23 protein-coding genes and 1 riboswitch are annotated in these 25,513 nt (G+C 39.6%); of the genes, 6 read left to right on the top strand and 17 right to left on the bottom strand.

All coding sequences use genetic code 11. The features are described 5' to 3' along the window. Nucleotides 1–82: 82 nt before the first annotated feature. Nucleotides 83–1,279: a hypothetical protein gene (locus M3182_RS16460; protein WP_251559041.1), complete on the bottom strand. Its 1,197-nt coding sequence runs from the start codon at nt 1,277–1,279 to the stop codon at nt 83–85. Nucleotides 1,280–1,451: 172 nt separating this feature from the next. Then, a complete protein-coding gene (locus tag M3182_RS16455; RefSeq protein ID WP_251559039.1) occupies nt 1,452–1,595 on the bottom strand; it encodes a hypothetical protein in 144 nt (47 codons plus the stop codon). 304 nt (nt 1,596–1,899) lie between these two features. On the opposite strand from M3182_RS16455, the gene M3182_RS16450 reads away from it, so the two are divergent. The 4 genes from M3182_RS16450 to M3182_RS16435 all read left to right on the top strand — a co-directional run bounded on the left by M3182_RS16450 (nt 1,900) and on the right by M3182_RS16435 (nt 4,789). Beyond that, the gene (locus M3182_RS16450; protein ID WP_251559037.1) at nt 1,900–2,238 is read left to right on the top strand and encodes a DsrE family protein; all 339 of its coding nucleotides are present in this window, start codon (nt 1,900–1,902) and stop codon (nt 2,236–2,238) included. A 62-nt stretch (nt 2,239–2,300) separates the two neighbouring features. After that, the gene (gene yedE, locus M3182_RS16445) at nt 2,301–3,524 is read left to right on the top strand and encodes a selenium metabolism membrane protein YedE/FdhT (RefSeq protein WP_251426048.1); all 1,224 of its coding nucleotides are present in this window, start codon (nt 2,301–2,303) and stop codon (nt 3,522–3,524) included. Nucleotides 3,525–3,592: 68 nt separating this feature from the next. Further along, nucleotides 3,593–3,772: a sulfurtransferase TusA family protein gene (locus M3182_RS16440; RefSeq protein ID WP_349774416.1), complete on the top strand. Its 180-nt coding sequence runs from the start codon at nt 3,593–3,595 to the stop codon at nt 3,770–3,772. Between the two features lie 150 nt (nt 3,773–3,922). Beyond that, nucleotides 3,923–4,789 carry a metal-dependent hydrolase gene (locus tag M3182_RS16435; protein WP_251426045.1) on the top strand — a complete coding sequence of 289 codons (867 nt, stop codon included), beginning with the start codon at nt 3,923–3,925 and terminating at the stop codon, nt 4,787–4,789. Between the two features lie 102 nt (nt 4,790–4,891). Here the strand turns inward: M3182_RS16435 and M3182_RS16430 are convergent, their stop codons facing one another. From M3182_RS16430 to M3182_RS16420, 3 genes are all read right to left on the bottom strand, one after another. Then, nucleotides 4,892–6,160 (bottom strand): mechanosensitive ion channel family protein, encoded by a 1,269-nt coding sequence (locus tag M3182_RS16430; RefSeq protein ID WP_251426044.1) that lies wholly within the window; start codon nt 6,158–6,160, stop codon nt 4,892–4,894. 322 nt (nt 6,161–6,482) lie between these two features. Beyond that, nucleotides 6,483–6,827: a hypothetical protein gene (locus tag M3182_RS16425; RefSeq protein WP_251559035.1), complete on the bottom strand. Its 345-nt coding sequence runs from the start codon at nt 6,825–6,827 to the stop codon at nt 6,483–6,485. 89 nt (nt 6,828–6,916) lie between these two features. Further along, complete coding sequence (locus tag M3182_RS16420) at nt 6,917–7,603, bottom strand: DUF421 domain-containing protein (protein WP_251426041.1); 687 nt, start codon at nt 7,601–7,603, stop codon at nt 6,917–6,919. Between the two features lie 94 nt (nt 7,604–7,697). Here M3182_RS16420 and M3182_RS16415 point away from each other — a divergent pair, with 94 nt between their 5' ends. Next, nucleotides 7,698–8,033 carry a DUF4363 family protein gene (locus M3182_RS16415; protein ID WP_251426039.1) on the top strand — a complete coding sequence of 112 codons (336 nt, stop codon included), beginning with the start codon at nt 7,698–7,700 and terminating at the stop codon, nt 8,031–8,033. 225 nt (nt 8,034–8,258) lie between these two features. Here the strand turns inward: M3182_RS16415 and M3182_RS16410 are convergent, their stop codons facing one another. Then, entirely contained in the window at nt 8,259–10,541 is a 2,283-nt protein-coding gene (locus tag M3182_RS16410; protein ID WP_251559033.1) for an ATP-binding cassette domain-containing protein, read from the bottom strand. 508 nt (nt 10,542–11,049) lie between these two features. On the opposite strand from M3182_RS16410, the gene M3182_RS16405 reads away from it, so the two are divergent. Then, the gene (locus tag M3182_RS16405) at nt 11,050–11,730 is read left to right on the top strand and encodes a phosphoribosylaminoimidazolesuccinocarboxamide synthase (RefSeq protein WP_251559031.1); all 681 of its coding nucleotides are present in this window, start codon (nt 11,050–11,052) and stop codon (nt 11,728–11,730) included. 301 nt (nt 11,731–12,031) lie between these two features. On the opposite strand, the gene metH is transcribed toward M3182_RS16405, so the two are convergent. From metH to M3182_RS16350, 11 genes are all read right to left on the bottom strand, one after another. Next, nucleotides 12,032–15,463, bottom strand: coding sequence for a methionine synthase (gene metH, locus M3182_RS16400; protein WP_251559029.1), 3,432 nt, complete (start codon nt 15,461–15,463; stop codon nt 12,032–12,034). Continuing rightward, a complete protein-coding gene (locus M3182_RS16395; RefSeq protein WP_251559027.1) occupies nt 15,456–17,303 on the bottom strand; it encodes a bifunctional homocysteine S-methyltransferase/methylenetetrahydrofolate reductase in 1,848 nt (615 codons plus the stop codon). Before M3182_RS16395 ends, metH begins: the two co-directional genes overlap by 8 nt. Before the next feature lie 373 nt (nt 17,304–17,676). Then, the gene (locus M3182_RS16390; RefSeq protein WP_251559025.1) at nt 17,677–18,102 is read right to left on the bottom strand and encodes a hypothetical protein; all 426 of its coding nucleotides are present in this window, start codon (nt 18,100–18,102) and stop codon (nt 17,677–17,679) included. A 37-nt stretch (nt 18,103–18,139) separates the two neighbouring features. Then, nucleotides 18,140–19,420: a replicative DNA helicase gene (locus tag M3182_RS16385; RefSeq protein WP_251559023.1), complete on the bottom strand. Its 1,281-nt coding sequence runs from the start codon at nt 19,418–19,420 to the stop codon at nt 18,140–18,142. Next, the gene (locus tag M3182_RS16380; RefSeq protein ID WP_251559022.1) at nt 19,417–20,415 is read right to left on the bottom strand and encodes a DnaD domain-containing protein; all 999 of its coding nucleotides are present in this window, start codon (nt 20,413–20,415) and stop codon (nt 19,417–19,419) included. Before M3182_RS16380 ends, M3182_RS16385 begins: the two co-directional genes overlap by 4 nt. 303 nt (nt 20,416–20,718) lie before the next feature. Further along, the gene (locus M3182_RS16375) at nt 20,719–21,090 is read right to left on the bottom strand and encodes a hypothetical protein (protein ID WP_251559020.1); all 372 of its coding nucleotides are present in this window, start codon (nt 21,088–21,090) and stop codon (nt 20,719–20,721) included. A gap of 143 nt (nt 21,091–21,233) precedes the next feature. Further along, nucleotides 21,234–21,416, bottom strand: coding sequence for a Fur-regulated basic protein FbpA (locus M3182_RS16370; RefSeq protein WP_251426029.1), 183 nt, complete (start codon nt 21,414–21,416; stop codon nt 21,234–21,236). A 257-nt stretch (nt 21,417–21,673) separates the two neighbouring features. Further along, a complete protein-coding gene (locus tag M3182_RS16365; protein ID WP_251559018.1) occupies nt 21,674–23,086 on the bottom strand; it encodes an alanine/glycine:cation symporter family protein in 1,413 nt (470 codons plus the stop codon). Nucleotides 23,087–23,338: 252 nt separating this feature from the next. Next, complete coding sequence (locus M3182_RS16360; RefSeq protein WP_251559016.1) at nt 23,339–23,515, bottom strand: hypothetical protein; 177 nt, start codon at nt 23,513–23,515, stop codon at nt 23,339–23,341. A 9-nt stretch (nt 23,516–23,524) separates the two neighbouring features. Continuing rightward, nucleotides 23,525–23,663, bottom strand: a riboswitch (cyclic di-AMP (ydaO/yuaA leader). A 47-nt stretch (nt 23,664–23,710) separates the two neighbouring features. Beyond that, nucleotides 23,711–23,893 (bottom strand): hypothetical protein, encoded by a 183-nt coding sequence (locus M3182_RS16355; RefSeq protein WP_251426026.1) that lies wholly within the window; start codon nt 23,891–23,893, stop codon nt 23,711–23,713. A gap of 315 nt (nt 23,894–24,208) precedes the next feature. Then, nucleotides 24,209–25,387 (bottom strand): glycosyltransferase family 4 protein, encoded by a 1,179-nt coding sequence (locus tag M3182_RS16350; RefSeq protein WP_251559014.1) that lies wholly within the window; start codon nt 25,385–25,387, stop codon nt 24,209–24,211. Between the last annotated feature and the right edge of the window lie 126 nt (nt 25,388–25,513).

Here is a 25,513-nt window from a genome sequence, read left to right as displayed (position 1 = left end):
CCACTCGGACTTTTTACGCCGATCAGATTTCCATTTGGCTTCAGCCTATAAAAACTTAATTAGGCTGCTGATTCGCTCCTGTCTATAAGAAGCTAACGAATATTCCAGCTAATACAACGGATACAATTGTTACGGTTATAAATCCTCCAACAAGCATTGGTGGTAACATATGGCTTGTTAAAACGTCCCTTTCTTTCTCATCTTCTGTCAATGACTTGATAACCTCGTTGGTGATGATATAGTCTGCTGGGAAACCATATAATGCGGTTAATGAAACTGCAAACGCCATATCCTTGCTCACCTTTAATATTTTCCCGGCGATGAATGAGAAGATGTACATGCCAATGATACCGATTATGATTGTGCCGAAAAGTGGATATAAAATTTCTACCATCATACTCGGTGTAGCTTTGTTCAAACCGTCAAAGATAAACAGCATTAAAGCTAAAAGGGCAAATCCAAAACCATTAGCTTTTTGCAAGATTTGTCTTTCTAAGAAACCAACACTAGAAGCAAGGACCCCAAACAATAAGCAAAGGATGAATGGACTGATATTGACAATAGGTGTTAATACTGTTGACACAAGGTAAGCAAGGTAAGCTACTAGAGCAAGTTTGAAAAACTTGTAGAACTCTGTATTGTATTTTTCAGGCATTTTCCATCGAGTGGAACCTGCTTCTACTGTAGCTGCCACCTCTTCTTTGGCCTTCTGATCATCTTCTATCTTTTCAAGCTGTCCGTTACGATACAGCTTCAACAAGCGTTTTCCTTCTTTTTTTAGAACAATCGATGTAATAGGGTATCCGGCAAATCCTTGCATCACATAGATGACAATCGCCAATACCGATAAAGTGGTGAATCCAGCTGCATTTGCTGCTTCTGACATAATTAATGAGGAAACAACACCACCAACTAATGGCGGAACCGCTACAATCATTGTCTCGAAACCAAATAGAAGCGTTCCAACTGTAAGCAAAATCACGATAATCCCTAAAATCCCAGAAAGAGCAATCACAATCGTCTTCCATTGATTTTTCAATTCTTTAACGGAAAGCAACGTTCCCATATTCGTGATTAATAAGTACATCATCATCGTCGCTACAACTGGTGGAACACCTGCTAACGCCACGATATCTTGCGGGAAGAAGGTCCAGTAACCTAATAAAAACAACACAGCACAAACGAAAATGGAAGGCACCCAGGCTTTTGTTCGAACTGCAACCAAATCCCCGATAAATAATATAAGGGTTAAAATAACTAAAGCTAACATCTGTGACATAAGGATCACCCTACTTCTCTTTTAAATTGTATATCAGTTTAATTTGTTAGATATATTAGAATAATAATAGAATTACAGTATTCAGTCAATTCAAACTTTCATATTTTTCTGTAAAAACGTTTACATTTGAATATTTAAACACCTTTAGTTGAAATTTATAAAAACGATATTATTAGTATGATAATAATTTCATTTGATTAGTATATTCTTTATCTTTTTTTAAGACGCTTTTTTGATAAAAAACTGAACCTGGTTTTGCTTCTGATTTCCCTTCCTTAAATGAACTAGTTTTCATGCTCATCAGTAGCTTCCCCATTTATGCCTACTCCTGAACAGCTCATAACGGTTAGCCAACTAAACTTACCTCACATCTAGGAAACCTCCTTGTTTAGTTATCGATAAAATCGATTGTTTCCCTTAGATGATATAGATTTAATGAATTTATATTTAGGCTTATCAACTTATATAATCAGTATGGTGCAGTTGTTTTTCCTATTTTGTCCTGATCAAATCGAGGCTGGACTTGAATCTTGCTTGATCCTAGCTCATCCAACTGTAGCTTTCTAAGGAAAATTGGCGTACATACATCAGCATCTAAAAAATTTAGTGAGGTGAAAAACTTGAAAAACAAAGTCATATTACTAGCATCCGATCAACTTGGGAAAGGGGATAAAGATTTAGGTGAAGGGGTATTGGAAACCTTCTTTACCATTCTAAAGCAGAAGGAAGAACTCCCTGTGGCCGTTTTTTGCATGAATTCTGGAGTTTTCACTCTAACCGAACGCTCCCTCGTTTCTCTGCAATTAAAAGAGCTTGAAGCAAAGGGTGTAGAGCTTCTTGCTTGTAAAACATGTGTGGATTACTACGAGGTTGAAAATCAGCTTGTGGCTGGGAAAATTAGCGGAATGGCCCAATTCATTGAATTAGCTTCAACTTATGAAGTCCTAACTTTATCTTAAGTTTTTCGGAATGGGTTTAGGGTGTTCGCACTTTTTACTAATGAAGGAGATGAGACTTAAGCATGAACTGGTATCAGAAAATCTTTAAAGAATATTGGAATCCCTATGTGGCTATTAGTCTAGCAGGACTGATCAGTGCTCTATACTTCGGCTTAACGGGAACTGTTTGGGCTGTAACTGGTGAGTTCACCAGATTCGGTGGTCACTTTTTACAATGGTTTGGTGTGAATGTTTCGGAATGGGCTTACTTCGACCTAGTCGGGATCGAGGGATCGCCCATCGGTCGGACAGATGGGTGGATTGTCATCGGAATGCTGGTTGGGGCACTCATTATGATCTTACTTAGCAACAGCTTTAAAATTCGTGTTCCTAATCAAAAACGTCGCCTTGTGCAGGGATTAATCGGAGGAGTTATTGCGGGATTCGGTGCCCGACTGGCCCTTGGTTGTAATCTAGCTGCTTTTTTCACCGGGGTTCCGCAGTTTTCCTTTCACGCCTGGATTTTTATGGTGGCGACTGCGGTTGGTACTTACTTTGGGGTTAAAGTTGTCAGCACGAAATGGTGGCTAGGCAAACCGAACCTAAAAAAGGGCGCAGGGAAAGTCACTTTAAAACGGAAGCAAAAAAAATCGAATCTCCAGCCGATTCTTGGATTGCTTGTATCTTGTGTTTACGTGGGAGTCATTATTTACTTTTTCGTTACAGGTAGCAATCTTCTAGCAATTGGAGCGATTGCAGGCGCTCTATTTGGGATTCTGATTGAACGTGGACAGATTTGCTTTACCTCCGCTTTCCGCGATATGTGGATTAGTGGACGTGCCGTGATGTCAAAAGCCATCGCAGTTGGGATGATGGTCAGCGTTGTCCTTACCTTTATCCTTATTCAAACTGGCTCTGCCCAGATTATTAAAATCGCGGCTCCAAGTACCGTCATTGGCGGATTGTTATTTGGATTTGGCATTGTTCTCGCCGGAGGATGTGAAACCGGAATGATGTATCGTGCCATGGAAGGTCAAATCCTTTTCTGGGTAGTCGGAGTAGGCAATATCATTGGTGCCACTCTTCTCGCTTATGGCTGGGATCATCTTGGAATCTTTAACGCACTGGCAAAAGATTGGGCGGCAGTGAATTTAATCGAGGAATGGGGACCTACTGGAGCCCTTCTCGGAACGTTAGGTATGCTAGCACTTTGGTTCCTTTTCTCAAGTTGGTGGGAAAAACGGTTCCGTTATGGCAGTGGCATTACAAAACAAGAAACGCAAAAGCTTGCGACTAAGGAGGTTTAATGATGTTGGAAGAGCTTGAGATTGATTTTACATTAGATATTCGCGGTGAGCCTTGACCTTATCCCGTCATTTATGCGCTGGATGCGCTAAAAACAATGAGAGCCGGTGAAGTGTTACAAGTCATCGCTGATTGCCCGCAATCCTTCAAAAGTGTTCCAGAGGAGGCAGTCAAGCATGGTTATCAACTGGTCACTGAACCCGAAAAGGACGGTCAAGATATCTACTTTTATATAAAGGTAGTTAAATAGAGTTGAATAAGGCAGGCACCGGTACAATGGTGTCTGCCTGTTTTTTTCCTTTACGAAAATTTTAGAAACGGTGCCCACCCTTTCACTTGGGCTCTGAATGACTCCTCTGCTATAATAAGGAACACAAATTATGTAGGGGAGGACACAGCTGTGGATACGATTACCCATACCCTTTTTGGACTTTCTTTATATGGCACCGTTCCTAAAGAAAAGATGGATCGCAGAACAAAAATGGCTTATTTATTCACAGCCGTAGGAGCCAGCCAAATTCCGGATATTGATGTGATTTCGCAAGCTTGGGATACTGAAGGACTGTATCAAATGTGGCATCGCGGAATTACCCACTCGATTTTTCTGACTCCCCTATGGGCGTTGCTATTCTATGTTCTTTGCATCGTTTTCTTTAAAGTCAAAGATCGGCGATTGTTTTTTCTTGGATGGGTAGCAGTGATCATACATGGGACGAGCGACCTTTTTAATGCGTGGGGCACAGGCTATCTGGAGCCCTTTTCGGATATGCGCATTACATTTGGAACGATCTCGATTGTTGATTTTGTTTTCTGGGTGATTATGGGTGGCGCTTATTTTTTATCGCGAAAGAAGCCTGTTGTGAACCGACCCGTTTATTTCCGAGCAGCCTGGATTCTCATTGTGGTGCACGTTGCTCTTCAAAGCGTGCAAGGCTACTATTTTTACCAAAAGTACAGTAATGATTATGACCAAGTTGCTTTATCAGCCGGTTTTATCCCGACTACCTTTCAAGTGATTACGAAGCAAGATGAGAAAGTCACCCTCTTTCAAGATGGGATTTTCCAACCGAAACAAACCTTGCATATATTAGAATCGAAAGAGGATGCAGACTTAGACTTACTATTTAATGAAAATCCAGCCGCCAGGACTCTCTACCAGTGGTCACCATTTGTCGTGATTATAGATGATGATAAACAAATCGGGGTTTATGACCCGAGATTTTACCGAGGCGGACAATCGTTTCTGTTTGAATCCTTTGATTATTAAATTTCAAATTAAGCTTAACATCTATCACTACAATAGATTCTAAATGAGAAAAAACCGACTGTTTCTTTTAAACAGTCGGTTTTGTTTCAGTAATTCATTCTTTTAATAACTTCTTTCGCCAACTAAGGCTTTGTCGCTCGATTCTTCGACCAGGTTTCTTAAATCAGCACCAGACGGATTCTGGAATACTCGAAGTCCAAATTCGGGTGCAACGGCTAATAGATGGTCAAAGATATCCGATTGCACCGATTCATAAACAGCCCAATCTACGGAATTTGTAAATGCATAAATTTCAATCGGTAACCCATTTTCACTATGAGCCAGCTGTCGAACCATTAAGGTCATATTCTGATGGATCCCTTCGTGATTTTTGAGGTAATTGCTGATATACGCCCTAAACACACCGATATTGGTAAGAGCCCTACCATTCACACGGTTGTTTCGATCGATTCCATTTTTAGTATTATACTCCGTAATTTCCTTTTCCTTTTGTACAATATAGTCTGAAAGGTAATGAACTTTGATAAATTTCTCGATCATTTCTTCGGTACAAAACGTAATACTACTTGTATCTACGTACAAAGAGCGCTTGATTCGTCGACCACCTGAGCTTTGCATCCCTCTCCAGTTGATAAACGAATCGGAAATGAGAGCATAACTCGGGATCATCGTAATGGTTTTGTCAAAGTTTTGAACCTGCACGGTATTTAATGAGATATCAATTACGTCGCCATCCGCCCCGTATTTTGGCATTTCAATCCAGTCTCCAACCCGAACCATATCATTGGCCGTTAACTGAATTCCTGCCACTAGTCCTAATAACGAATCTTTAAAGACTAACATCAACACAGCCGAAAGCGCACCAATCCCACTTAATAGAATCAGAGGACTCTTCCCGATTAGATTCGAGATCACTAAGATGACCCCAAGAGTCATGATAATAATGTTAACTACCTGAACATATCCTTTAATCGGCTTAACCTTGGATATTTCAAAGGTTTGATAAATATCATTTAGTGCATTTAGCAAGCTTTGAATAAACACTAACCCAACAATAATGATATAGGCAATCGCCAACTTTTCAATCGTTGATTGATAGTTTTGAAAGGTTGAAGCAAATGAATAAATAATGATTGCAGGAACAATATGGGATAACTTTCGAAAAACTTGTCTATCTAAAATGATTTTTCCCCATTTAACTTTGGATTTTGTCACGATCCGAGTGATGATCCTGATCACGATTCTCTTTGAGATAAAATTGGCTACAACACAGATTAGCCCGATTAGCAGAATCTTAATGATGATTGAGAGATACTCTACTAATCTAGGTTCTAATTCCATATCCAGAAGTAGATTATTAATGAATTGCATTGGTTCTCCTCCGTTTTAAATTGCATCATAAGCAACTTTACGGCTAAAGGTCTTATCCTGTCAATTCTTACTTCATGCAGAACGTAAAAATGGGGCCATAGCCCCTGAATTGTAGCGTTTTCAGTTTACTGAGGGCAGTCTTCAAAGGTACTTTTCTTTAATTTCATTTACACTTTTAAAGCCATCTAATAATAGCGCCATTAAAATGGGTTCGGGTATAGAAAAAAAGAACTTCCAATTATATAGAAGTTCTTTTTTGCATCATGTTCTCTTCCGTTACATGAATAAAGATGCCAATTTATTTCATTAAAATTGTCTATATTTACTTTGTCTGTCGAATTTCCTTTGTATGATAGTCAACCGTAAATTTCTTTTTAACTTTTATTTCAGCATTTACGGTTTCGTAAACTCGAATGAAATATTTTGTGCCTTCTTCTTTTACAAAGTCAACGGTATACTTTTGTTTTTCATCATCATTAAGCTCGTTATAAACTAAGAATTCAGCATCGTCTTTTGATAAGATGCCTTTTTCTTCTGCATACTTATCTTCAACCGTAGCTTCGCTTCCTATTTCAATATCTTCTTCGATGACGGATGTTTGATTACCACAACTAACTAAAATGATTATCAAAAAAATTGCTCCAATTAAAGATAAGTTTTTCTTCAAAAACAACCCTCCTCTCTCGAAAACCTCATCTATATTTTCAAAAAATGCTCTCCAATCACTTATATTTGTTATCTAATTATTATTTCCTGTCACTTTTTATTATACAAATCCACATAAAGATTCTTATTTGAGTCAACCTGTGCTAAAAATACTTGATTAAGATCAGATACTCCTTGTTTTTGGATTTCCTTTTTCAACCATTCTTCCGATAAACCCAATTCAGAAAGGTTCTTATTTAAAATTTGCCCCTCAATTATTAAGAGCGTTGGTGCATGTTCTTGCTTCAGTACCAAACTTAATATTTGTGGAGTAATGGGTTGCTGGGAGGTTTTTTTCATGATACTAAGCTCACCATTGGTTTCCAATACCGCCATCTCTACATCAGAAATTTTAAAGATACTTTTTTCTCTTAATAACATCATCAGTTCGTCTATGGTCAATTGATTTTTCTTCATCTCTTCTTCAAGAACTTCCCCATTTCTAATCATGATGGACGGCCTTCCGTCTGTCATTTGTTGAAAGTTTCTAGACTTTAAACCAATAAATGCTAAAACTACAGGAAAAAGCCCCCAAACGGCTAAAGAGGTAATCCCGTTTAAGATTTTAACATTTTGCTCGATCGACATTTCAGCAGCAATAGACCCGATTGTTATTCCAACGCAATAATCAAAAAAAGTAAGATGCGAAATCTGCCTTTTTCCCATTAAACGCGTTAAAAATAGCAATACTACAAATGCGATTACAGAACGAATTAAAATGACGATAACCTCTGGCACTGAAATCCTCCGTCCCTTTTCAAGTGAAAATTCTATCTTATTATTGGACATTATAAGAATTACCATTCGAATATTTAGGAGGATGTGCAAGTAGATGAAAAAGTATTCGATTATTATATTAATAGCCATTCTATTATTAGGATGTACCAATCAATTAGGCAGAGAGGAGTTTGATGAGAAAATTGCAAACTTGGAGCAATCCATAAATAAAGAGGATTGGGATGTTGCAAAAAAACAAATGGAGGATTTGACTAATTTTTATGATCATAATCTTTGGAAAGTACAATTAGTTGGCGGTGAAGGTGAATATAAAGATCTTTATGAAGCTTTTGGCAAATTAAAGGTACTCATTGAGGAAAAAGATCGTACTCTTTCAAGAATGGAATTGGAAACTGTAAAAACACTAATTGATCATATTTATTCAATATAGGAATTGGTAGAGAGATGTCTTGGAGGAACTAGGCGGAGGGTGCTTTAGAGTCGTCTAAAAAGAGCCCGCCTAGTAAATGCCATAAGTACAAATAGTGAACAGCCCTCCACATGACTAGAATGGATCTCAATGTTTATGCAGAAAAGGATTACGGTTTGGTTAGAGTTTCGGTTGGTTTCTCCTCCACTTGCCATTGATTTTTTATTATCAAGGAGCAGTCCCATTTTAAGTGAAAAATTGTTCTGTAACTCCATCCTTCAACCATTTCGCGGTCAATGTTTCCGACTTGACCATCTCTTCTGGTGTGCCTTCAAACAGAATGTGTCCACCTTGTTTTCCTCCACCTGGTCCCAATTCGACTACCCAGTCGCTCGCCGCAATAAAATCTAGATTGTGTTCAATGATGATGACGGAATTCCCTCTATTGACGAGTGTTTGAAAAACCTCTAAAAGTTTTCCATTATCTTTTGCGTGCAGTCCTAAGGATGGCTCGTCTAATAAGTAGATTTGTCCTTCTTTTTGCAAGTGACTTGCGAGTTTAAGTCGTTGGATTTCGCCTCCACTTAGAGAACTGGTTGTTTGTCCTAAAGTTAGATACCCTAACCCTACGTCTTTTAGCGTATTCACTCTTTTTATGATCTTTGGCATTGTAAAAAAGCTCATCGCTTCGTCGATTGTTAAGTCTAAAATCTCTACGATATTTTTATTTTGATAGCGATAAGAGAGTGCTTCGTCTGAATATCTTGTACCACCACATGCTTCACACGGAACCGTCACTGGATCGGCAAATGCTACGTCTGGCGTTAAAACTCCTTTTCCTTTGCAAATAGCACAGGCGCCTAAAGAGTTAAAGCTGAACAAACCTGCTGGCTGTCCTGTTGCTTTTGAAAAGATCGAGCGAACGTCATCCATGATTCCCATGTAGGTAGCCAGTGTTGAACGGTTCGAAATTCCAATGCTACCTTGCCCCACCATGATGGTTTCTGGATACTTTTCTGTAAATGCACCGAACATTAAGGAGCTCTTCCCTGAACCGGATACTCCACATATCGAGACTAAGACATTTTTAGGAAGATCGACGCTTATCTTTTTTAAGTTATTATTACAAGCATTTTTTAATGTAAAATAACCTTCTATCTTCCTAGGTTTTTTGTTGATCCTTAACTTGTGGTTTAAGTTGGTTGCAGCCTTTGAGTCTTTTAGTCCGGCTAATTTCCCCTGATAAACCACTTCTCCTCCATTCGCACCTGCTCCTGGTCCCATCTCAATGATTTCATCCGCTGCTTTTATGACAGAAAGATCGTGTTCGATGACAATAACGGTATTATGCTGGGCTTTGATTTTTTTCATCATGTGAATGACCATATCCACTTCTTCTGGATGAAGTCCTGCACTTGGTTCGTCAAATATGTAGGTAAGATTGTTAAGGCTACTTCCTAAATGACGAGCAATTTTTACCCTTTGAGCTTCCCCACCCGATAAGGTCCCCATTTTTCTTGATAAACTCAAATAGCCTAATCCCATCTCAACTAGTTGAACAATAGGCGGAATTGCTTGCCTTGCGACAGATTTTCCCATCGGATCTTTTATGTTCATTAATTCATCTAGTAGGTCCGTGAGCTCTAATTGATCGTATTCTGCAATATTTAAACCATTTATTTTACAGTCCAATACCTTTGGGTTTAATCCTGACCCTAGGCAGGTTGGGCATAGGGAATGGGTCGAAACCGCTAAAACGTCATCTTGAGTTATTTCTTTCAACTTTGACACATCCCGGTTGATATAAAGGCGCGTAAATCTAGGCAATAATCCATCCCATTCATGTGATTGTGGTCCGTTTTTTGTGTGAAATGGCGCATAGACTTTTTCACCTTCTGGTGGACCATATAACAGTAACTGGAGTTCGTCTTTTGAGTAGTCTTTTATCGGTTTATCGGGATCGAATAATCCGCCCGTCATCATCCATCTACCTTGCCAACCTGAGGGCGATAATGGCTTAAATTTCACGGCATACTCTCGGAGTGACTGGTTGAAATCGATGATCTTATTTAGATCTGGCATAATGACCTCCCCAAATCCACCGCATTCTGGACATCCCCCAAAGGAACTTTGACTCGAAAAATCAGTGGCTGAACCAATGGATGGCTTCCCGATCCTTGAAAACAATAGTCGAATCAACGGATTGATATCCATATAAGTGCCTAAGGTTGAACGGGAATTGCCCCCGATTGGCCTTTGTTCCACGACCACAACCGGGCTTAAGTTTTGCATAAGATCAGCGTGTGGCCTTTCGTACCTTGGCATTTGATTTCTGACATAGTGAGGATAGTTCAACGTCATTTGCCTTCTGCTTTCTGTTGCTAGCGTATCAAAAACAACGGAACTCTTTCCTGACCCTGAAAGACCAGTAAAGACGGTAATTTTTTCTTTAGATAGAGTTAAATCGATATTTTTTAAATTGTTTTCTTTTAGCCCTCTTAAAATGATTTCATCTTTTCTTTCCAACATTTGATCACCGTTCCTGTTTTTGCTTCTCCAGTTTGCTACAAGTCTAGTCAACTCTAATAGGGAGAATACCTTTTTGGCCGCCCCCACCCTTCTAATGATATCAATAAATTAGGGATGCTGCTTTCCCAACTTTGTATCTATGAACAAATCGGTACCCATGACCAACATTTTTAATAAAAAGGACAATCCTTTCTTTTTGACTTAATAAAATAGTGCTAGACACCAACTTAGATGGTGGCTGGCCCTTTTTTCGTAATCACTTGGACATGAAGAAACGGGATCAAATTAGAGGAGACGGGTTTACAGTGTTTATAGAAGGCCAGAGCCTAGCTCATAGTCTGGTTGACTATGAATCGGTGGCCGAATATATATAAGTTTCGAGGAACCGATCCGAGCATCTTTCTTAGATAGAATGAATGTGCAATAATCCATGTTATTTTTTTATTTTTATATTATTATAATTATTGTGTAATTAAATATGTTTGGAAAATTCTAAGGAGATTTTATTATGAAGCTTAAGTATACGGGAAAGACAAAAGATGTTTATGAATTGCAGGATGGGAATTATTTACTTAAATTTAAAGATGATGTCACGGGAGTAGATGGTGTGTTTGATCCTGGAGCAAACACTGTGGGCTTAACGATGGAAGGTGCAGGACAAGCAGGATTAAGATTAACCAAATTCTTTTTTGAACTTTTAAAGGAAAAAGGAATCCCTACCCATTATATTGATGCTAATACGGAAGAGGCTACTATGACGGTTAAGCCTGCGGAAATGTTCGGAAAAGGTCTTGAAGTAATCTGTCGGTATAGAGCCGTAGGCAGCTTTTTACGCAGATATGGCTTATATGCACAGGAAGGGCAACCGCTTGATGCATTCGTGGAAGTTACCTTGAAGGATGATGAACGCCAAGACCCTCCTATTAGCGAGGATGCTTTAGATATGCTTGGCATTTTATCTAAAGATGAATATAAAGAGTTAAAAGCATTAACTCAACAAATTGGAAATGTAGTCAAGGAGGAACTTTCCAAGAAAGGTATCGAGTTATATGATATCAAGTTTGAATTTGGCCGTGTGGGCAAATTCAAACAAATCGTCCTCATAGATGAAATCTCTGGAGGAAATATGCGTGCTTATAAAGATGGAGAGTATATTGAACCGATTGAATTAGAAAAATTATTCTTATAGTAGGAGAAGCGTAGGGATGTACCCTACGCTTTCTAATTTTAGTAGTCCGATCCGAAAACAAGCACAGGGCCGTCCCCTATGCTTTATCCTTCCAAAACCCCGCGTAATCCTGCAATGACAAGGCCACCAATAATTGGTGTACATCATTTTCTTTCCATTTTGCACAAAATTTTAACGTTGGGGAACGGGGGCAGTCTCTCAAAATCTTTACTAAACTGTGACTGACCCCACACCCTTTTCAACGATCAAAAAACCCCCAAAAAGAGTAAAGTTCACTCTCTTTGGAGGCACGAAAGCTCAATTATACATTAAAGTATCTTGCTTCTGGATGGGCAAACACAATGGCTGAAACACTGGCTTCAGGTTCCATCATAAAGCCTTCCGTTAAATTTACACCGATCTGTTCTGGTTTCAATAATTTAAATAGTTTTTCTTGGTCTTCTAAGTTTGGACAAGCTGGATAGCCAAATGAGAAGCGTTGTCCTTGATATTTGGCCGCAAAACGTTCGCGCATTGTAAAATCCGTCGCATCCGGGAATCCCCAGCCATCACGAATTTCTTGATGAATACGTTCCGCAAATCCTTCTGCTAACTCTAGGGCTGTTGCTAGCAATGCATGGCTTTCTAAAAACTTCCCTTCGTTCTTATATTTCTCTGAGATTTCTCTCGCACCATGCCCAGCTGTGACCACCATTAAGGCAACATAGTCCATTTCGCCGCTTTCAACTGTCTTTAAAAAGTCCGCTAAACATAAGAACGGCGCTTCTTGTTGGCGAGGGAAAGTGAATCTCTCAATTTCGGTTTTCGCATCTTCCGGATGATAGATAATCACATCATCTCCATCCGCTTGCGCTGGGAAGAATCGATACATCCCAGATGGATTTAACACTTTTGACTCTAGGAAGCTAGTGACCAATTCATATAATTCGGTCGCACGACCATCACCCTCAGCTAGTAGTTTTTCAACGTTTCCTCTTAGCCCTAAATGATGACCAATTAACGTACGCATATTCACATAAGGTTGTAGATGTGCAACGGAATAATTTTTTAATACATGACTGTTTAAATCTTTCGGAATAAATACAGGTGCTTCTGCAATGGAGCGAACTTTCTTTTCTGTTGCTTTTTTAAGTGGTAGTGCTGCACGTTTTTCATCAGCAAGCAAACGTTTTTCTCTAGCTTCATCAAGTTCTTTCAAAAGTACTTTACGTTCATTGGAATCCATTAAACGATTAGCCTGATCTAACCCTTGCATCGCATCTTTTGAATAGATGACAGGACCATCGTAGCCTGCAGCGATTTTCGTCTCTGTGAAACGTTTCGATAATGCGGCCCCTCCTACTAGTATAGGAACATCAATATTAGCCGCTTTGAAATCTTGCGCCGTTAGCACCATTTGTTGCGCAGATTTTACAAGTAAACCGGATAAACCAACGAAATCAGGTTGTTCCGCTCTGATGGCTTCAATCAATTGGGCTGGTGTTACTTTGATTCCCAAATCCACAACTTTGTAGCCATTATTGCTTAAAATAATGTCCACCAAGTTTTTCCCAATATCATGAACATCGCCTTTTACGGTTGCAAGAACGACTTTCCCTTTCCCCGTATCATCTTCCGCTTTTTCCATATATTGTTCTAAATGAGCGACGGCCGCTTTCATCACGCCAGCACTTTGCAATACTTCTGCCACAATCAATTGATTATCATTAAATAAGCGACCCACTTCAGACATCCCAGCCATTAATGGACCATTAATAATATCTAACGGGGTGTCAAAGATATTTCTTGCTTCTTCCAAATCAGGAATTAACCCCTCTTTTGTTCCTTCGACAATATAATAAGCTAATCGTTCTTCTACTGTCGCAGGGATATTTGCCACTTTCTTTTCTTTTTTCTTATCTCGATAAAAGTCTGTAAATGTCGCAAGTGTTTCATCGTTTGTATTGAAAATTAGGTCATTTGCCAATTGAATTTCTTCTTCTGGAATGGAAGCATAACGTTCTAACTTTTCCGTATTGACGATCGCATAATCTAAACCTGCTTGCGTACAGTGATATAAATAAACGGCATTTAACACTTCACGACCTACTGGAGGTAGACCGAAGGAAACATTGCTTACGCCTAATACGGTTAAAGCATTCGGGAATTTTTCTTTAATCGCCCGTATTCCTTCAATGGTTTCTTCTGCGGCTCCAATATATTGTTCATCCCCTGTTCCAACCGGGAACACCAATGGATCGAAAATAATATCTTCTGGAGCCAGCCCCCACTTTTCCGTTAACAACTGATAAGAACGCTCCGCCACTTCTAATTTACGTGCTCGATCAACTGCCATTCCTACTTCATCAATGGTCCCAACCACGACCGATGCACCATATTTTTTGACAATTGGCATGACGGCATCAAACCGTTCTTCCCCATCTTCTAGGTTAATCGAGTTGATAACCGCCTTCCCTTGTGAATACTTTAACGCTTCCTCAATCACATGTTCATCGGTTGAATCAATCACAAGAGGGACTTTTACCTTTTTCACGACTTCTTGCATAAAGTTTCGCATATCTTCTAATTCGTCGCGGTCTGGATTGGCTAAACAAATATCAATCACATGCGCTCCATTTTTCACTTGTGCTCTAGCAATTTCAGCTGCTTCTTCAAATTTCCCATCGATAATTAGTTGTTTAAACTTTCTTGAACCAATGACATTTGTACGCTCTCCGATAAATAACGGACGCATCGAGTCGTCATACAATAATGGATCCACTCCGGCAACGACATGCCCGTGTGTATGTTCTGGACGTTTCCTTGGCTCAGAGTCTTTTACAGCATCATGGATCGCTTTTATATGATCAGGTGTCGTACCGCAACAGCCACCGACAATATTTAACCAACCTTTTTCAGCAAACCCTTTTAATTTGATTGATAACGATTCAGGCGACTCGTGGTAATGGCCTTCTTCATCCGGTAAACCCGCATTTGGATAACAGCTAATATAACTTGTTGATAGTTCAGCTAACGAACGAATATGGTCGGTCATAAATTCTGGACCTGTTGCACAGTTTAAGCCAATGGAAATTGGTTGAATATGTTCAATCGAGATATAGAATGCTTCGATTGTTTGTCCAGCAAGCGTCGTCCCCATCGGTTCAATTGTGGCCGATACCATTATCGGCAATTTCTTGCCAGTCTCTTCAAATGCTCGATTAACCCCAAGCGTTGCTGCTTTTACATTCAACATATCTTGACTCGTTTCTAGTAAAAGTAAATGAGCGCCTCCCTCAATTAATGCTTTTGCTTGGATATAAAAGTTTTCAGAGAGTTCATCGAATGAAATTCCGCCGGTTACTGATAGCGTTTTGGTAGTTGGTCCGATCGCACCTGCTACAAAACGTGGCCAGTCTGACGTTGAGTATTCTGCAGCAGCTTCAACAGCTAATTGCACTGCCCATTTATTGATTTCTTCCGCTTGTGACCCTAAACCGTATTCATTTAAGACAAGCGGAGTACCGCCAAATGTATTCGTACTAATAATATCCGCACCCGCTTCTAAATACTGACGATGAATCTTCGAAACAATATCTGGTCGGGTTAAAACAAGGTTTTCATTACACCCATCTAATTCTTCTCCACCGAAGTCATCGGGTGTTAAATTCTCTCCTTGGAGCATCGTCCCCATTGCCCCATCGAAAATTAAGATCTTCTTTTGTAATTGTTCCTCTAGTAACTGATTATACATTTGCCTGTACCCCTTTATTCTGCATATCGAGTTGTTTAATATACTGCATGAGTTGAAGAGTCATTTCATAACGTAAAAACGGTGTAATTAAATATATTCCGTTGAAGTATTTCACTGCTGTATCAAGCAATTCTTTTGCAATTGAAACGCCTTCTGCCGCTTCGCGCGCTTTATCTCCGTCACAATTTTTCATTCGTTCAAGCACTTCATCTGAAAGTTTAATTCCTGGAACTTCATAATGTAAAAATTCTGAAGCTCTAAAACTAGTTAACGGCATAATCCCAAGATAGATTGGTGCTTTTAAGTGTTTCGTTGCTTCATAAATTTCTACGATTTTTTCTTTTGAGTAAACAGGTTGCGAAATAAAGTAATCGGCCCCATGCTCGATTTTCTTTTCAAGTCGACCTACGGCACGTTCTAACACCCGGACGTTCGGATTAAAGGCCGCAGCAACCGAGAAGTTCGCTTTTTTACGCAATTTTTTACCTGAGAACGAAATTCCTTCATTTAGTTGCTTAATCAGCGAAATTAACTCCATGGAAGAAACGTCATATACGCTCGTTGCCCCTGGGAAATCTCCTACTTTCGTTGGGTCCCCGGTTACAGCTAATATATCGTGAAGCCCCAATGCATTCAATCCCATTAAATGCGATTGCAATCCAATTAAATTCCGATCACGACAAGTAATATGCGGCATCACCCGAACATTATGTTGCAGCTTTAACATCGCTCCCATTGCAATATTGCTAATTCTTGGTGAAGCTAATGAGTTATCAGCCATCATGACAAGATCGGCACCTTCGTTATAAAGGGTTTTGGAACCATTTATAAATGCATCCGTTTCTAAATGACGTGGGGTATCTAACTCTACGATAATGGAGCGTTCACGCTTTACTTTTTCATGGAGCGGTTCTAATAATCTTGGTTCTGGTTCAGATATTTCAATTTTTTGTTGCGGGACTGTTTCTTTTTTCTCAATCGGTTTCAAGTTGATCAGTTGTTTTTTAACGGCTTCAATATGTTTAGGTGTCGTCCCACAACACCCTCCAATTAAGCGAACTCCTTGATTTCTTAACTGAACAGCTGCCCGCGCAAAATATTCAACTTCTGATTCATAAATCACACGACCTTCTTCAATATCTAATAATGATGCATTAGGATAGGCGGATAGCATGGCTTTTTTAGGCAATTCTACTCCTTGAAACGCTTGAATGGTATGAAATGGGCCTAAGCGACAATTCACCCCGACAATATCAGCGCCTAAGTTTTCTAATTCGTGTAAGGCATCATTTAGTGACATTCCATTTTGCAATACCCCAGGTTCATGCATCGATACTTGGGCAATAATTGGCATTCCCGTCATTTGACGGAGCATTTTTAGTGTTTCTGTTAACTCTTCAAAGTCATAATAGGTTTCAAGTAAAAGTCCATCTAAACCACCGTTGATTAAAACTTCTGCTTGTTCACGAATGGCTTTCAAGATCTCTTCTAGGGTAGTATCGGTTGTACGAACCCCTCTAATTCCGCCAATCGTCCCTAGAACGTATTGCCCTCCATCTGCTGCTTTTTTTGCCAACCTCACTGCCGCTTCATTAAATTCATGAACCCGCGATTGATGACCATATCGAGCAAGCTTAATCGTATTTGCTCCATATGTATTGGTTTGAATCAAATCCGCGCCGGCTGCAATGTATTCACGATGAATCTTTTCAATTAACTCTGGCTTCACAACGTTCATTTCTTCATGACAAGATTCAAGTCCATATGAATATAAGATCGTTCCCATCGCACCATCTGCTGTTAATGCCTTCGTTTTCAAGGCTTCAAGTAACCTAACCATTCTTATTCCTCTCCCTATCATGCTGACTGATTTCTCAATTTAGTCGATTTATTCAGTAATTTCCAGATATAAATAAAGAACCTTCTTTGATAGAAGAAAGGCTCTGAAAAAACAAGATTGCTCCTGGACTACAGACATCTTATCTTTCAGTCTCTTCTCCAGAACATGATTTGTCTGTCATTCGTTTGATCCTTTCAAGAAGTGTATCATGAAAAAAGTGATATAATGTAACACTAAAAATCTATTCCTTGTTATAGTTTAAAACTATAACAAGGAATAGATTTTTAGCGATTTTTTAAAACCCATTATTACTCCAAACGGGGACATTCATATTGGGGAGAAAGAAACCTTTCCTTCTCCCCGTGAATCGCCTTCACTCCCCCCGCGTAAAAAAACCCGCTATCACTGGAAACCGTTCATATTCCTTCCTCATGTCCCGAAACGAAATAACACCCTTTCCTCTAGCAAGCTCGAAATCTAGTGAATATTCGTGACAGTTCAATGGGGATTGCTGAAATGATTCGGTATAGAATTCAATTGCCTCTTGCTTATTGTGAGCAAAGATAAACACAAACTCCTTGGCATTTCTTTTTAGTGAGTAGATGCCTACCTTATGAAAACCCAGTAGATTGGTTTGAATCATTTCCGCTACTTTTTGATGGTCGGCTTGATCAAGATTTAAGGACTCAATCGGATCATCGGCTGAAATGATCCCTTCTGCAAGTAAATGGTAGAGATAATGGGCCAAGGAAGATTGTTCTAAAGTAATCGCGTCTAGGTACAGATCTTTCACAAGCATGTGAAAAACACATCGGTTTATGAATTTTCTATCGTGTTTAGTTTCGTGCTTTAAGGTCATGCAAGGGGAAGTTCTGTCCCTTTTGGTCCTCAATTCTCCCTGTATGTACGTTGTAATTCACAGCGACTGTTCCCACTGGACCGTTTCGGTTTTTCGAGATAATGATTTCAAGGGAGTGATCCTGAGATTCCTTTTCATAATATGCTTCTCGGTATAAAAACAAAATGACATCCGCATCTTGTTCGACACTACCCGATTCCCGAATATCTGACATCAGCGGCCGCTTATTGGCTCTGGATTCTACCGAGCGATTGAGCTGCGCCAAGCAAATAACCGGGCAATTAAATTCCTTCGCCATCGTTTTTAGTGATTTGGATATTTCCGATACTTGCATATGGGAGTTCCCACTGTAAGTTTGATCTGGAAGAATCAGTGTTAAGTAATCAATAAAAAGTATCGGTTTCTTGTTTGGAAATTGATGCATCAGCTTTCTTGTTTTCGCTCGCATTTCGGCAACACTTTGTCCCGCCCCATCAAAGATTTGGGTATGGGTTTCTGCGAGGTCTCCAAGCACATCACACCATAGATTCTTTTGAATTTGATTCAACATTCTTTTTGGGTCCCGCATTTTTGCACGGTTAAAGCCCCCAGTTGAAGCGATTAACCGGGACGTGATTTGTTTTTCAGGCATTTCCAATGAAAAAATGATAGGGAGATAACCTGCCCAACCTGCCATTTTGGCAAAATGTAGCATCACGTCGGTTTTCCCCATCGAAGGTCTAGCCGCTAGAATGGTCACTTCCCCGTCCTGGAAACCTCCTGTCACTTCGTCTAGCTGTTTGATACCAGTTGTCGCTGTTTTCAAAGCTGCTTGATCTTCCCACGGTGCCTCATAGATGGCTGCTAAGGCCTGTTGGATGGCGGTGTGATCCTCCATTTTCCCTTGGTTGATTTTATCCAATTCAGCTATAACTTTGGCAATCTCCCAATCATTCAAGGCAGCGATTGTCAGGATATTCTTCTTTTCCCGCTCCTTCCACAGTTCAAGAATGAGTTTCTCCGTTCTATCAAATTTCTCCACGTCCGAAAACGACAACAGCTCGGATAGGTAGGAAATGCCTCCAAATGACTCGAGGTCAAGGAAAGTGGTTAAGTGCAGTAAATCAATATTCTTCCCAGCTCGGTTCAATTCCACCATTTTTCGCATTAATTCTTTATGCCTTGTACTTTCTAGTTGTTCAGGTTGAATCACTGTATCCTTGATCAAATACTCTGCCTTCATCAAGCTGCCTAAAAACGTTTTTTCAACGATACTCATGATTCTTCACCTGCTGTTAGATCAAGCGTAAATAGACCTGGAATGGCTCTTCCGGTTGGAAATGTTGGTTGTGTTGCTGATCTAAATTGGTTCTCCGGCTTTTCGTTTTTTTGATAAGAATCGATTTCTTCCACGGTTAGCAATGATTCATCTTGCCAGTTTTTCAGAATCCCAACGATGTAGTTCAGCCTTCGTTTGTTATTGATACATGCAATCTGCATCGCTTTTAAAATCACTGCTTTTGGTTGTAAAAAGCGAGAATCCTCTAACCACGACAACAACTGCTGTTTCGCATGGATGTTTGAAAATCCAAATCCATTAGAATCCCAAAACTCAATGATTTCTTTTGCATCTGGAACATTTTGCAAATAGGGATCCATACTTAGGTTCCTCGCTATACTCGGATCAAAGGATTTTTGTTGTTGTTTTTCTTTTTTATTTTCTTTTTCTTTTTCTTTTTGCCCACGTATCGTAAAACGACACGGGAACGGATCGTCCATTTCATTTTCTTCTGTTATGTATGATTGATTTTCTTCTTGCTGATTGCTATTCAATGGAATCATCTTCTGTTCTTTTTTACAAAAGGATTCGTAGAGGTCCTTGATTTCTTGTTTATGGATGTCTTCAGCAACATATAAAATCAGCGAATGATCCTGCACCTCTTTTAATTCTGAAGAAATACAATCGATAACCGGTTTCCCGCCTTTATGAAGATTCTCTTTCCCCCAGTTTTTGATTGCGAGTTCTCTTGTTTCTGGATTGTACCGGATTAGTTTATGATGCGAGACAAAACGCTCGATTAACGATTGAACACTCTCAATCGAATAGCCCATATCGAAGGCGATTTGTTTTTTCGTTATTTTATAAATCCCGATTTGAGTCGTATGGGGATTTGTCAGCAGATAAAGATAAAAATAGCGATCCTCCGGAGTCATCTCCTCCGAAACAATCGGATTCGTCCAAAATTCAGTGCGCACCATACGATACTTTGCCATCCTTCACCACAACCCTTTCAACTATGAAAATTCCTTTCATTGTTAAAATAGGGTTGAGGGACTGAATTGGTTAGGGTGTTTCTAATGAACTTGTGAATGTTTTATGACAAGGTTTATACCTTCTTTTTCTAACAGGGTGACTCCTCGGTTACCATTGAACGCTTTTTTCTATTCAGGTGGGCATTGAGATGCTCTCTCGATTTCCGTTGAGCTTTTTTTCTTCGCCGACGGGCACCGAGATGCTCTCTCAATTACCGGTGACTGCTTTTTTCTTTGCCCACGGGCACCGAGACGCTCTCTCGGTTACCGTTGACCGCTTTTTTCTTTGCCCACGGGCACCGAGACGCTCTCTCGGTTACCGTTGACCGCTTTTTTCTTTGCCCACGGGCACCGAGACGCTCTCTCGATTTCCGGTGACTGCTTTTTTCTTTGCCCACGGGCACCGAGACGCTCTCTCGATTTCCGTTGACTGCTTTTTTCTTTGCCCACGGGCATCGAGACGCTCTCTCGATTTCCGTTGAGCCTTTTTTTCTTCACCGACGGGCACCGAGACGCCCTCTCGATTTCCGTTGACTGCTTTTTGCCTCGCCGACGGGCACCGAGACGCACGGTGATGGATTCCGTCGGTGTCTCAAAAAATTTTCTTGAAGCACTTTTCTCTTTCTTCCACTCCATTTCGTGTCCCACGCACGATCTCGTAATCTCGTAACCCTTGTCGTTCCCTTTCCAGCAACGGCTCACTAGAAAAAGAAAAAGACCGCAGATGCAAAGCACCTACAGTCTAATCATTTTAAAGAGATCAGTATTATCTAATTAACTTATACCCATTGAATTGAGCCAAACTCACCATGGGGATGATTTTGAGATTTATATTTTCTATATTCATAATCTAATTTTGCCAGTGTCATTTCATAAAGCTGTTTATCTTCTATTTTATATACGTTTAGTAAAATTAGTTTATTGATAAGCTTTTGTCGCTTTTTTTCTTTATCATTCTTCATCAGAACCACTCCTTCGGTTTTAAAAAGTTTCTATATCGGTCTGAATCTTTTCATTTAGTTTTATTAACTTAATTTCATTATACCATACAATTCCTACCTGTAAAGTATGAATTAAAAGATAGATTGGTCTTAAGGGAAAAACTTATTGAAATCAAATGCTTTCCTTTTTGCCAACGATCACATTATCTTTGGCAACAAATAAAAAAGAGATACAGAACGAATTTTGTTCTGTACCTCTACATATTTTTATACGTCATTCAACTTACTTTCCTCTGGGAATTTGCCATTTTATAATGATTTTCAAAATAATCATTTGTTTCTCTCACAACGACCTTGCTTAATAGAATAAGAGCGATTAAGTTCGGGATCATCATCAAAGCGTTCGCCATATCAGCAAATGCCCAAACAGTGGCTAGGTTTGCGACCGCGCCAATTCCTGTTGCTAGGATGTAAACGGCTCGATAAGCCATGATTCCTTTTACGCCGACTAAGTACTCGAAACATTTTTCCCCATAAACATACCAACCAATAATGGTTGAGAATCCAAAGAAGATAACGGAAAAGGCAACAATATATTCTCCTACTTTACCTAACACGGAAGCAAAGGCAGCTTGTGTCAGTGCTCCACCTTCAAGTCCTGCATTGTGTGCAACCCCAGAAATGAGTCCCCCACTTGAATCCCAGAAGCCCGTGATCACCAAGACTAAGCCTGTCATGGTACAAACAATGATGGTGACGATAAACGTCCCTGTCATCGCAACAAGGGCTTGTTTTACCGGATGGTCCGTTTTCGCATTTCCTGCAATCAATGCAGCCGTACCTAGACCGGCCTCATTGGAGAAAATCCCACGGGAAACTCCATTCCGAATCGCTTCAGCGACTACAATTCCAACAAAACCACCAGTTGCTGCAACTGGATTAAACGCATAAAAGAAAATTAATTTAAAGGAAGGAAGGATTTGGTCATAGTTGACCCCTAAAATAATCAATGACCCACCGATGTATAAAAAAGCCATCACTGGAACGAAAAATCCTGCCACAGTACTAATCCGTTGAATCCCACCAAACGTTATCAACCCAGCAAGTATAACTAAGATAATAGCAGTGACAATAGTGCTCACATGAAACGAGGATTCCATTACGTTGGCAATGGTATTCGACTGCACACTATTCCCGATCCCTAAAGCAGCAAACGCACCGAATAAAGCAAAGGCGACAGCCAACCATTTAAACTTTTTTCCTAGTCCTTTTTCGACATAATACATCGGACCACTAGAATACTCACCGTTTGCGTTTTTCACACGATATTTCATGGCGAGCAAGGCCTCTGCGTATTTCGTCGCCATCCCGATTAAACCAACAACCCACATCCAGAAAATCGCACCAGGGCCACCGATTGTAATCGCCGTCGCAACCCCAGCAATGTTCCCATTTCCAATGGTTCCCGCTAAGGCCGTCATTAACGCCTTAAAATTACTAACATCCCCTTCGTCACTTGAGCTAGAATTCCCTTCTTTCGTAAAAGCTAATTTAAATGCATACAATAACTTTCGAAATTGAAGTCCTTTTAACAGAATCGTTAATAATAAACCTGTTCCGCATAAAAGGACCAAACTTGGTGTTCCCCATAAAACCCCATTAACCTTGTTCAAAATTTCTAATAGATCCATCTTAACACTCCTTGTGAAGACGCCTTACATTGAGTTTATAATTTTACATTTTATGTAAAAAGTTTGTAAAATCATTCTTTAATTGTACATCTACTCGAAAGTGAATGGAAGATGCAATAATCATCATTTTGAACCGTTTTTATCGAACGTCAACCTTATTCAACTGATAAAATGGAACTAGTATTTTCTCTCCGTTTTTCTTGAGACAGTTACTAATCTATATGATGCTTGTAATATCGAGGGGGGAAGTAGTTAGGGAGAATGATCGGTGGAATCAACAACAGATCCGTAATGGTCATCAAGTTCGGTTCCCATTAATCGATCAAAAAACAGCGGGACATGGTGCCTGTCCCTTTGTCCAAAAAACAAAAAAGTGTCTACAAGTTCATCAATCATGACGACTTGTAGACACATCCCTTTGGATAGCATAAGCTCCACACTCCTTCTCTATAACGCTTACGAGGTTAGCTGTCGGGTTCGGGCCATGAGTAGCCCTACCTATAAAAGGATTCACCCCTTGGATCCACATGAATCCAGATGGGTCCCCCGCACACTGTGGTTTCGGCGATTTAGAAAATGGAAACTTTTTAGTTGGTATTAGGTAAGTAAAAAGGCATATCTCTTTTAAGATACTTTTGAGTTTAGATAAGCTTCTTCAATAAGGTTTTCATCAAAGTCGTTGTAGTAGATGACCTCACTAAGAACTTTGTTTCCTTTTAGTTTCTTAAACGTTTCTTTTGCCTCTTCTTGATTTTCAAATTCGTACATTTGAATATCGTTTTTTGTATACACAGTAATTACCCACATTATAAAGTTCCCTCGCTTTTATTCTTTGATTTCACATGAAATGATCTGATGGCGAACACCAATCTATCCAACTTCATTTTTTCTAAAGCGCTCCCTTCATCTCCTCCTTCCTTTACCTGAATTCAAATAATCAACCTTAAACCAAGACAAGGTCTTAAGCCGTTCACCCATTTTCATAAATCATCCTATTTTTGAAATAGGCTTACCGACTACATATGATATTGTACCTCATTTTTACTGATTTGTTTGAAAAACCATTTAACAAATTTGTTTCAATTTTTAACATCCGTAACCTAGAGGACTTCCCGTTCTATTCTATGAAACTTTTTTATTTATGACATGAACATTCCAAACATGTTGATAAATCGCTTCAATTTTTTTCGCGTAATACACGTCAGAAAATTTTTCAACTGAATGGATCGCTCCATGCGACAATCTTTCTTTTTCAAAATCATTGGATAAGATCCAATCTAAAGCGGACTGAAGTTCGTGTTTGTCACGAAAAGTAAACCCGTTCACATTGTTTTCAAGCACACCGTCTAAACAACGGTCTGCTTTTGCGACAACGGGTAAACCAGATGCCATCGCTTCAATATAGGTGAGCCCTTGCGTTTCACTTTGGGAAGCGCTAATAAAGACGTCTCCTAATTGATAGTAGTCGCCAATCTCAGCATAAGGTTTTTCTCCAACAAAGAAGGTTTGTTCTTGAATTCCAAAACTCTTAGTCATCTCCTCTAAATCCCCTTTGGCGGGTCCATCACCAATTAGAACAAATTTCATCTCTTGCTTTTGATGCAAATACGACTTTAAGGATTCTATGAGCTCTCCTATATTTTTTTCTACAGCTAACCTTCCGACATATAGAAGCACGCGATCAGTCTGTCGTATTCCTAAATCTGCCCTTATTTTTAAAATGGCATTTGATTTGCCTTTGGCATTAGAAAATTTATGTAGTTGAATCCCTGTTGGAATTACAGAAATCTTTTGCCTCACTTGATAAGATAAAAGCAAATCCTTCACTTTTTCTGTGGGGACAATCACTCGATCAACCGCATTACAGAAGTTGGCACTGATTTTCCTAACTGCACTTTTAGCAATTGGCTCGAGAGCCGGAAACTTAACGATATAGTGTGTATAATTCTCGAAAATTGTGTGGTAAGTATGTAGAAGGGGTATTTGTAATTCTCGAGCCATAGCTCTACCAAATATACCTAATGAAAATTCAGTATGTGTATGGATGACGTCCAGCTGCAGCCTCTTAATTGTTCTTGCTAAACGGGGATGATAGAACATTCCTAACCGCCAAGCCTTTGCAAATGGCAGACTGGGAACTCGATAAATATTCGGTTCATCCTTTGTTACCGTAGGGTCTGTTATGGTAAAAACAAAAACTTGATGTCCCAACTTTTCAAGATTCTCTTTTAACATACAGATGGATGAGACCACTCCATTTATCTGTGGAAAATAGGTATCTGTAAAAAGACCAATTCTCATCTACACCACTCTCCTCTACCCTAATCTGTTAGTAAGTAAAGCTACCTTCATTTATTGTAAAGGTGGAGGGTTAGAGACATATTAAGATTGTTTTAATCTTATGTAATTTATTAAAGCTTCTCAAAA

The organism is Mesobacillus maritimus, from assembly GCF_023715205.1.
Taxonomy (GTDB): Bacteria; Bacillota; Bacilli; order Bacillales; family Cytobacillaceae; genus Mesobacillus_B; species Mesobacillus_B maritimus_C.
Note: the sequence above shows the minus strand (reverse complement) of the source record. Positions and strands in the feature narration are given on the sequence as shown.

Coding starts and splice junctions, on each gene's coding strand:
- M3182_RS16460 (WP_251559041.1), bottom strand. CDS start 1,279: ATGTCACAGATGTTAGCTTTAGTTATTTTAACCCTTATATTATTTATC.
- M3182_RS16455 (WP_251559039.1), bottom strand. CDS start 1,595: ATGGGGAAGCTACTGATGAGCATGAAAACTAGTTCATTTAAGGAAGGG.
- yedE (WP_251426048.1), top strand. CDS start 2,301: ATGAACTGGTATCAGAAAATCTTTAAAGAATATTGGAATCCCTATGTG.
- M3182_RS16430 (WP_251426044.1), bottom strand. CDS start 6,160: ATGCAATTCATTAATAATCTACTTCTGGATATGGAATTAGAACCTAGA.
- M3182_RS16415 (WP_251426039.1), top strand. CDS start 7,698: ATGAAAAAGTATTCGATTATTATATTAATAGCCATTCTATTATTAGGA.
- M3182_RS16410 (WP_251559033.1), bottom strand. CDS start 10,541: ATGTTGGAAAGAAAAGATGAAATCATTTTAAGAGGGCTAAAAGAAAAC.
- M3182_RS16405 (WP_251559031.1), top strand. CDS start 11,050: ATGAAGCTTAAGTATACGGGAAAGACAAAAGATGTTTATGAATTGCAG.
- metH (WP_251559029.1), bottom strand. CDS start 15,463: ATGTATAATCAGTTACTAGAGGAACAATTACAAAAGAAGATCTTAATT.
- M3182_RS16395 (WP_251559027.1), bottom strand. CDS start 17,303: ATGGTTAGGTTACTTGAAGCCTTGAAAACGAAGGCATTAACAGCAGAT.
- M3182_RS16390 (WP_251559025.1), bottom strand. CDS start 18,102: ATGCTTGTGAAAGATCTGTACCTAGACGCGATTACTTTAGAACAATCT.
- M3182_RS16385 (WP_251559023.1), bottom strand. CDS start 19,420: ATGAGTATCGTTGAAAAAACGTTTTTAGGCAGCTTGATGAAGGCAGAG.
- M3182_RS16380 (WP_251559022.1), bottom strand. CDS start 20,415: ATGGCAAAGTATCGTATGGTGCGCACTGAATTTTGGACGAATCCGATT.
- M3182_RS16375 (WP_251559020.1), bottom strand. CDS start 21,090: ATGGAGTGGAAGAAAGAGAAAAGTGCTTCAAGAAAATTTTTTGAGACA.
- M3182_RS16370 (WP_251426029.1), bottom strand. CDS start 21,416: ATGAAGAATGATAAAGAAAAAAAGCGACAAAAGCTTATCAATAAACTA.
- M3182_RS16365 (WP_251559018.1), bottom strand. CDS start 23,086: ATGGATCTATTAGAAATTTTGAACAAGGTTAATGGGGTTTTATGGGGA.
- M3182_RS16360 (WP_251559016.1), bottom strand. CDS start 23,515: ATGCTATCCAAAGGGATGTGTCTACAAGTCGTCATGATTGATGAACTT.
- M3182_RS16355 (WP_251426026.1), bottom strand. CDS start 23,893: ATGTGGGTAATTACTGTGTATACAAAAAACGATATTCAAATGTACGAA.
- M3182_RS16350 (WP_251559014.1), bottom strand. CDS start 25,387: ATGAGAATTGGTCTTTTTACAGATACCTATTTTCCACAGATAAATGGA.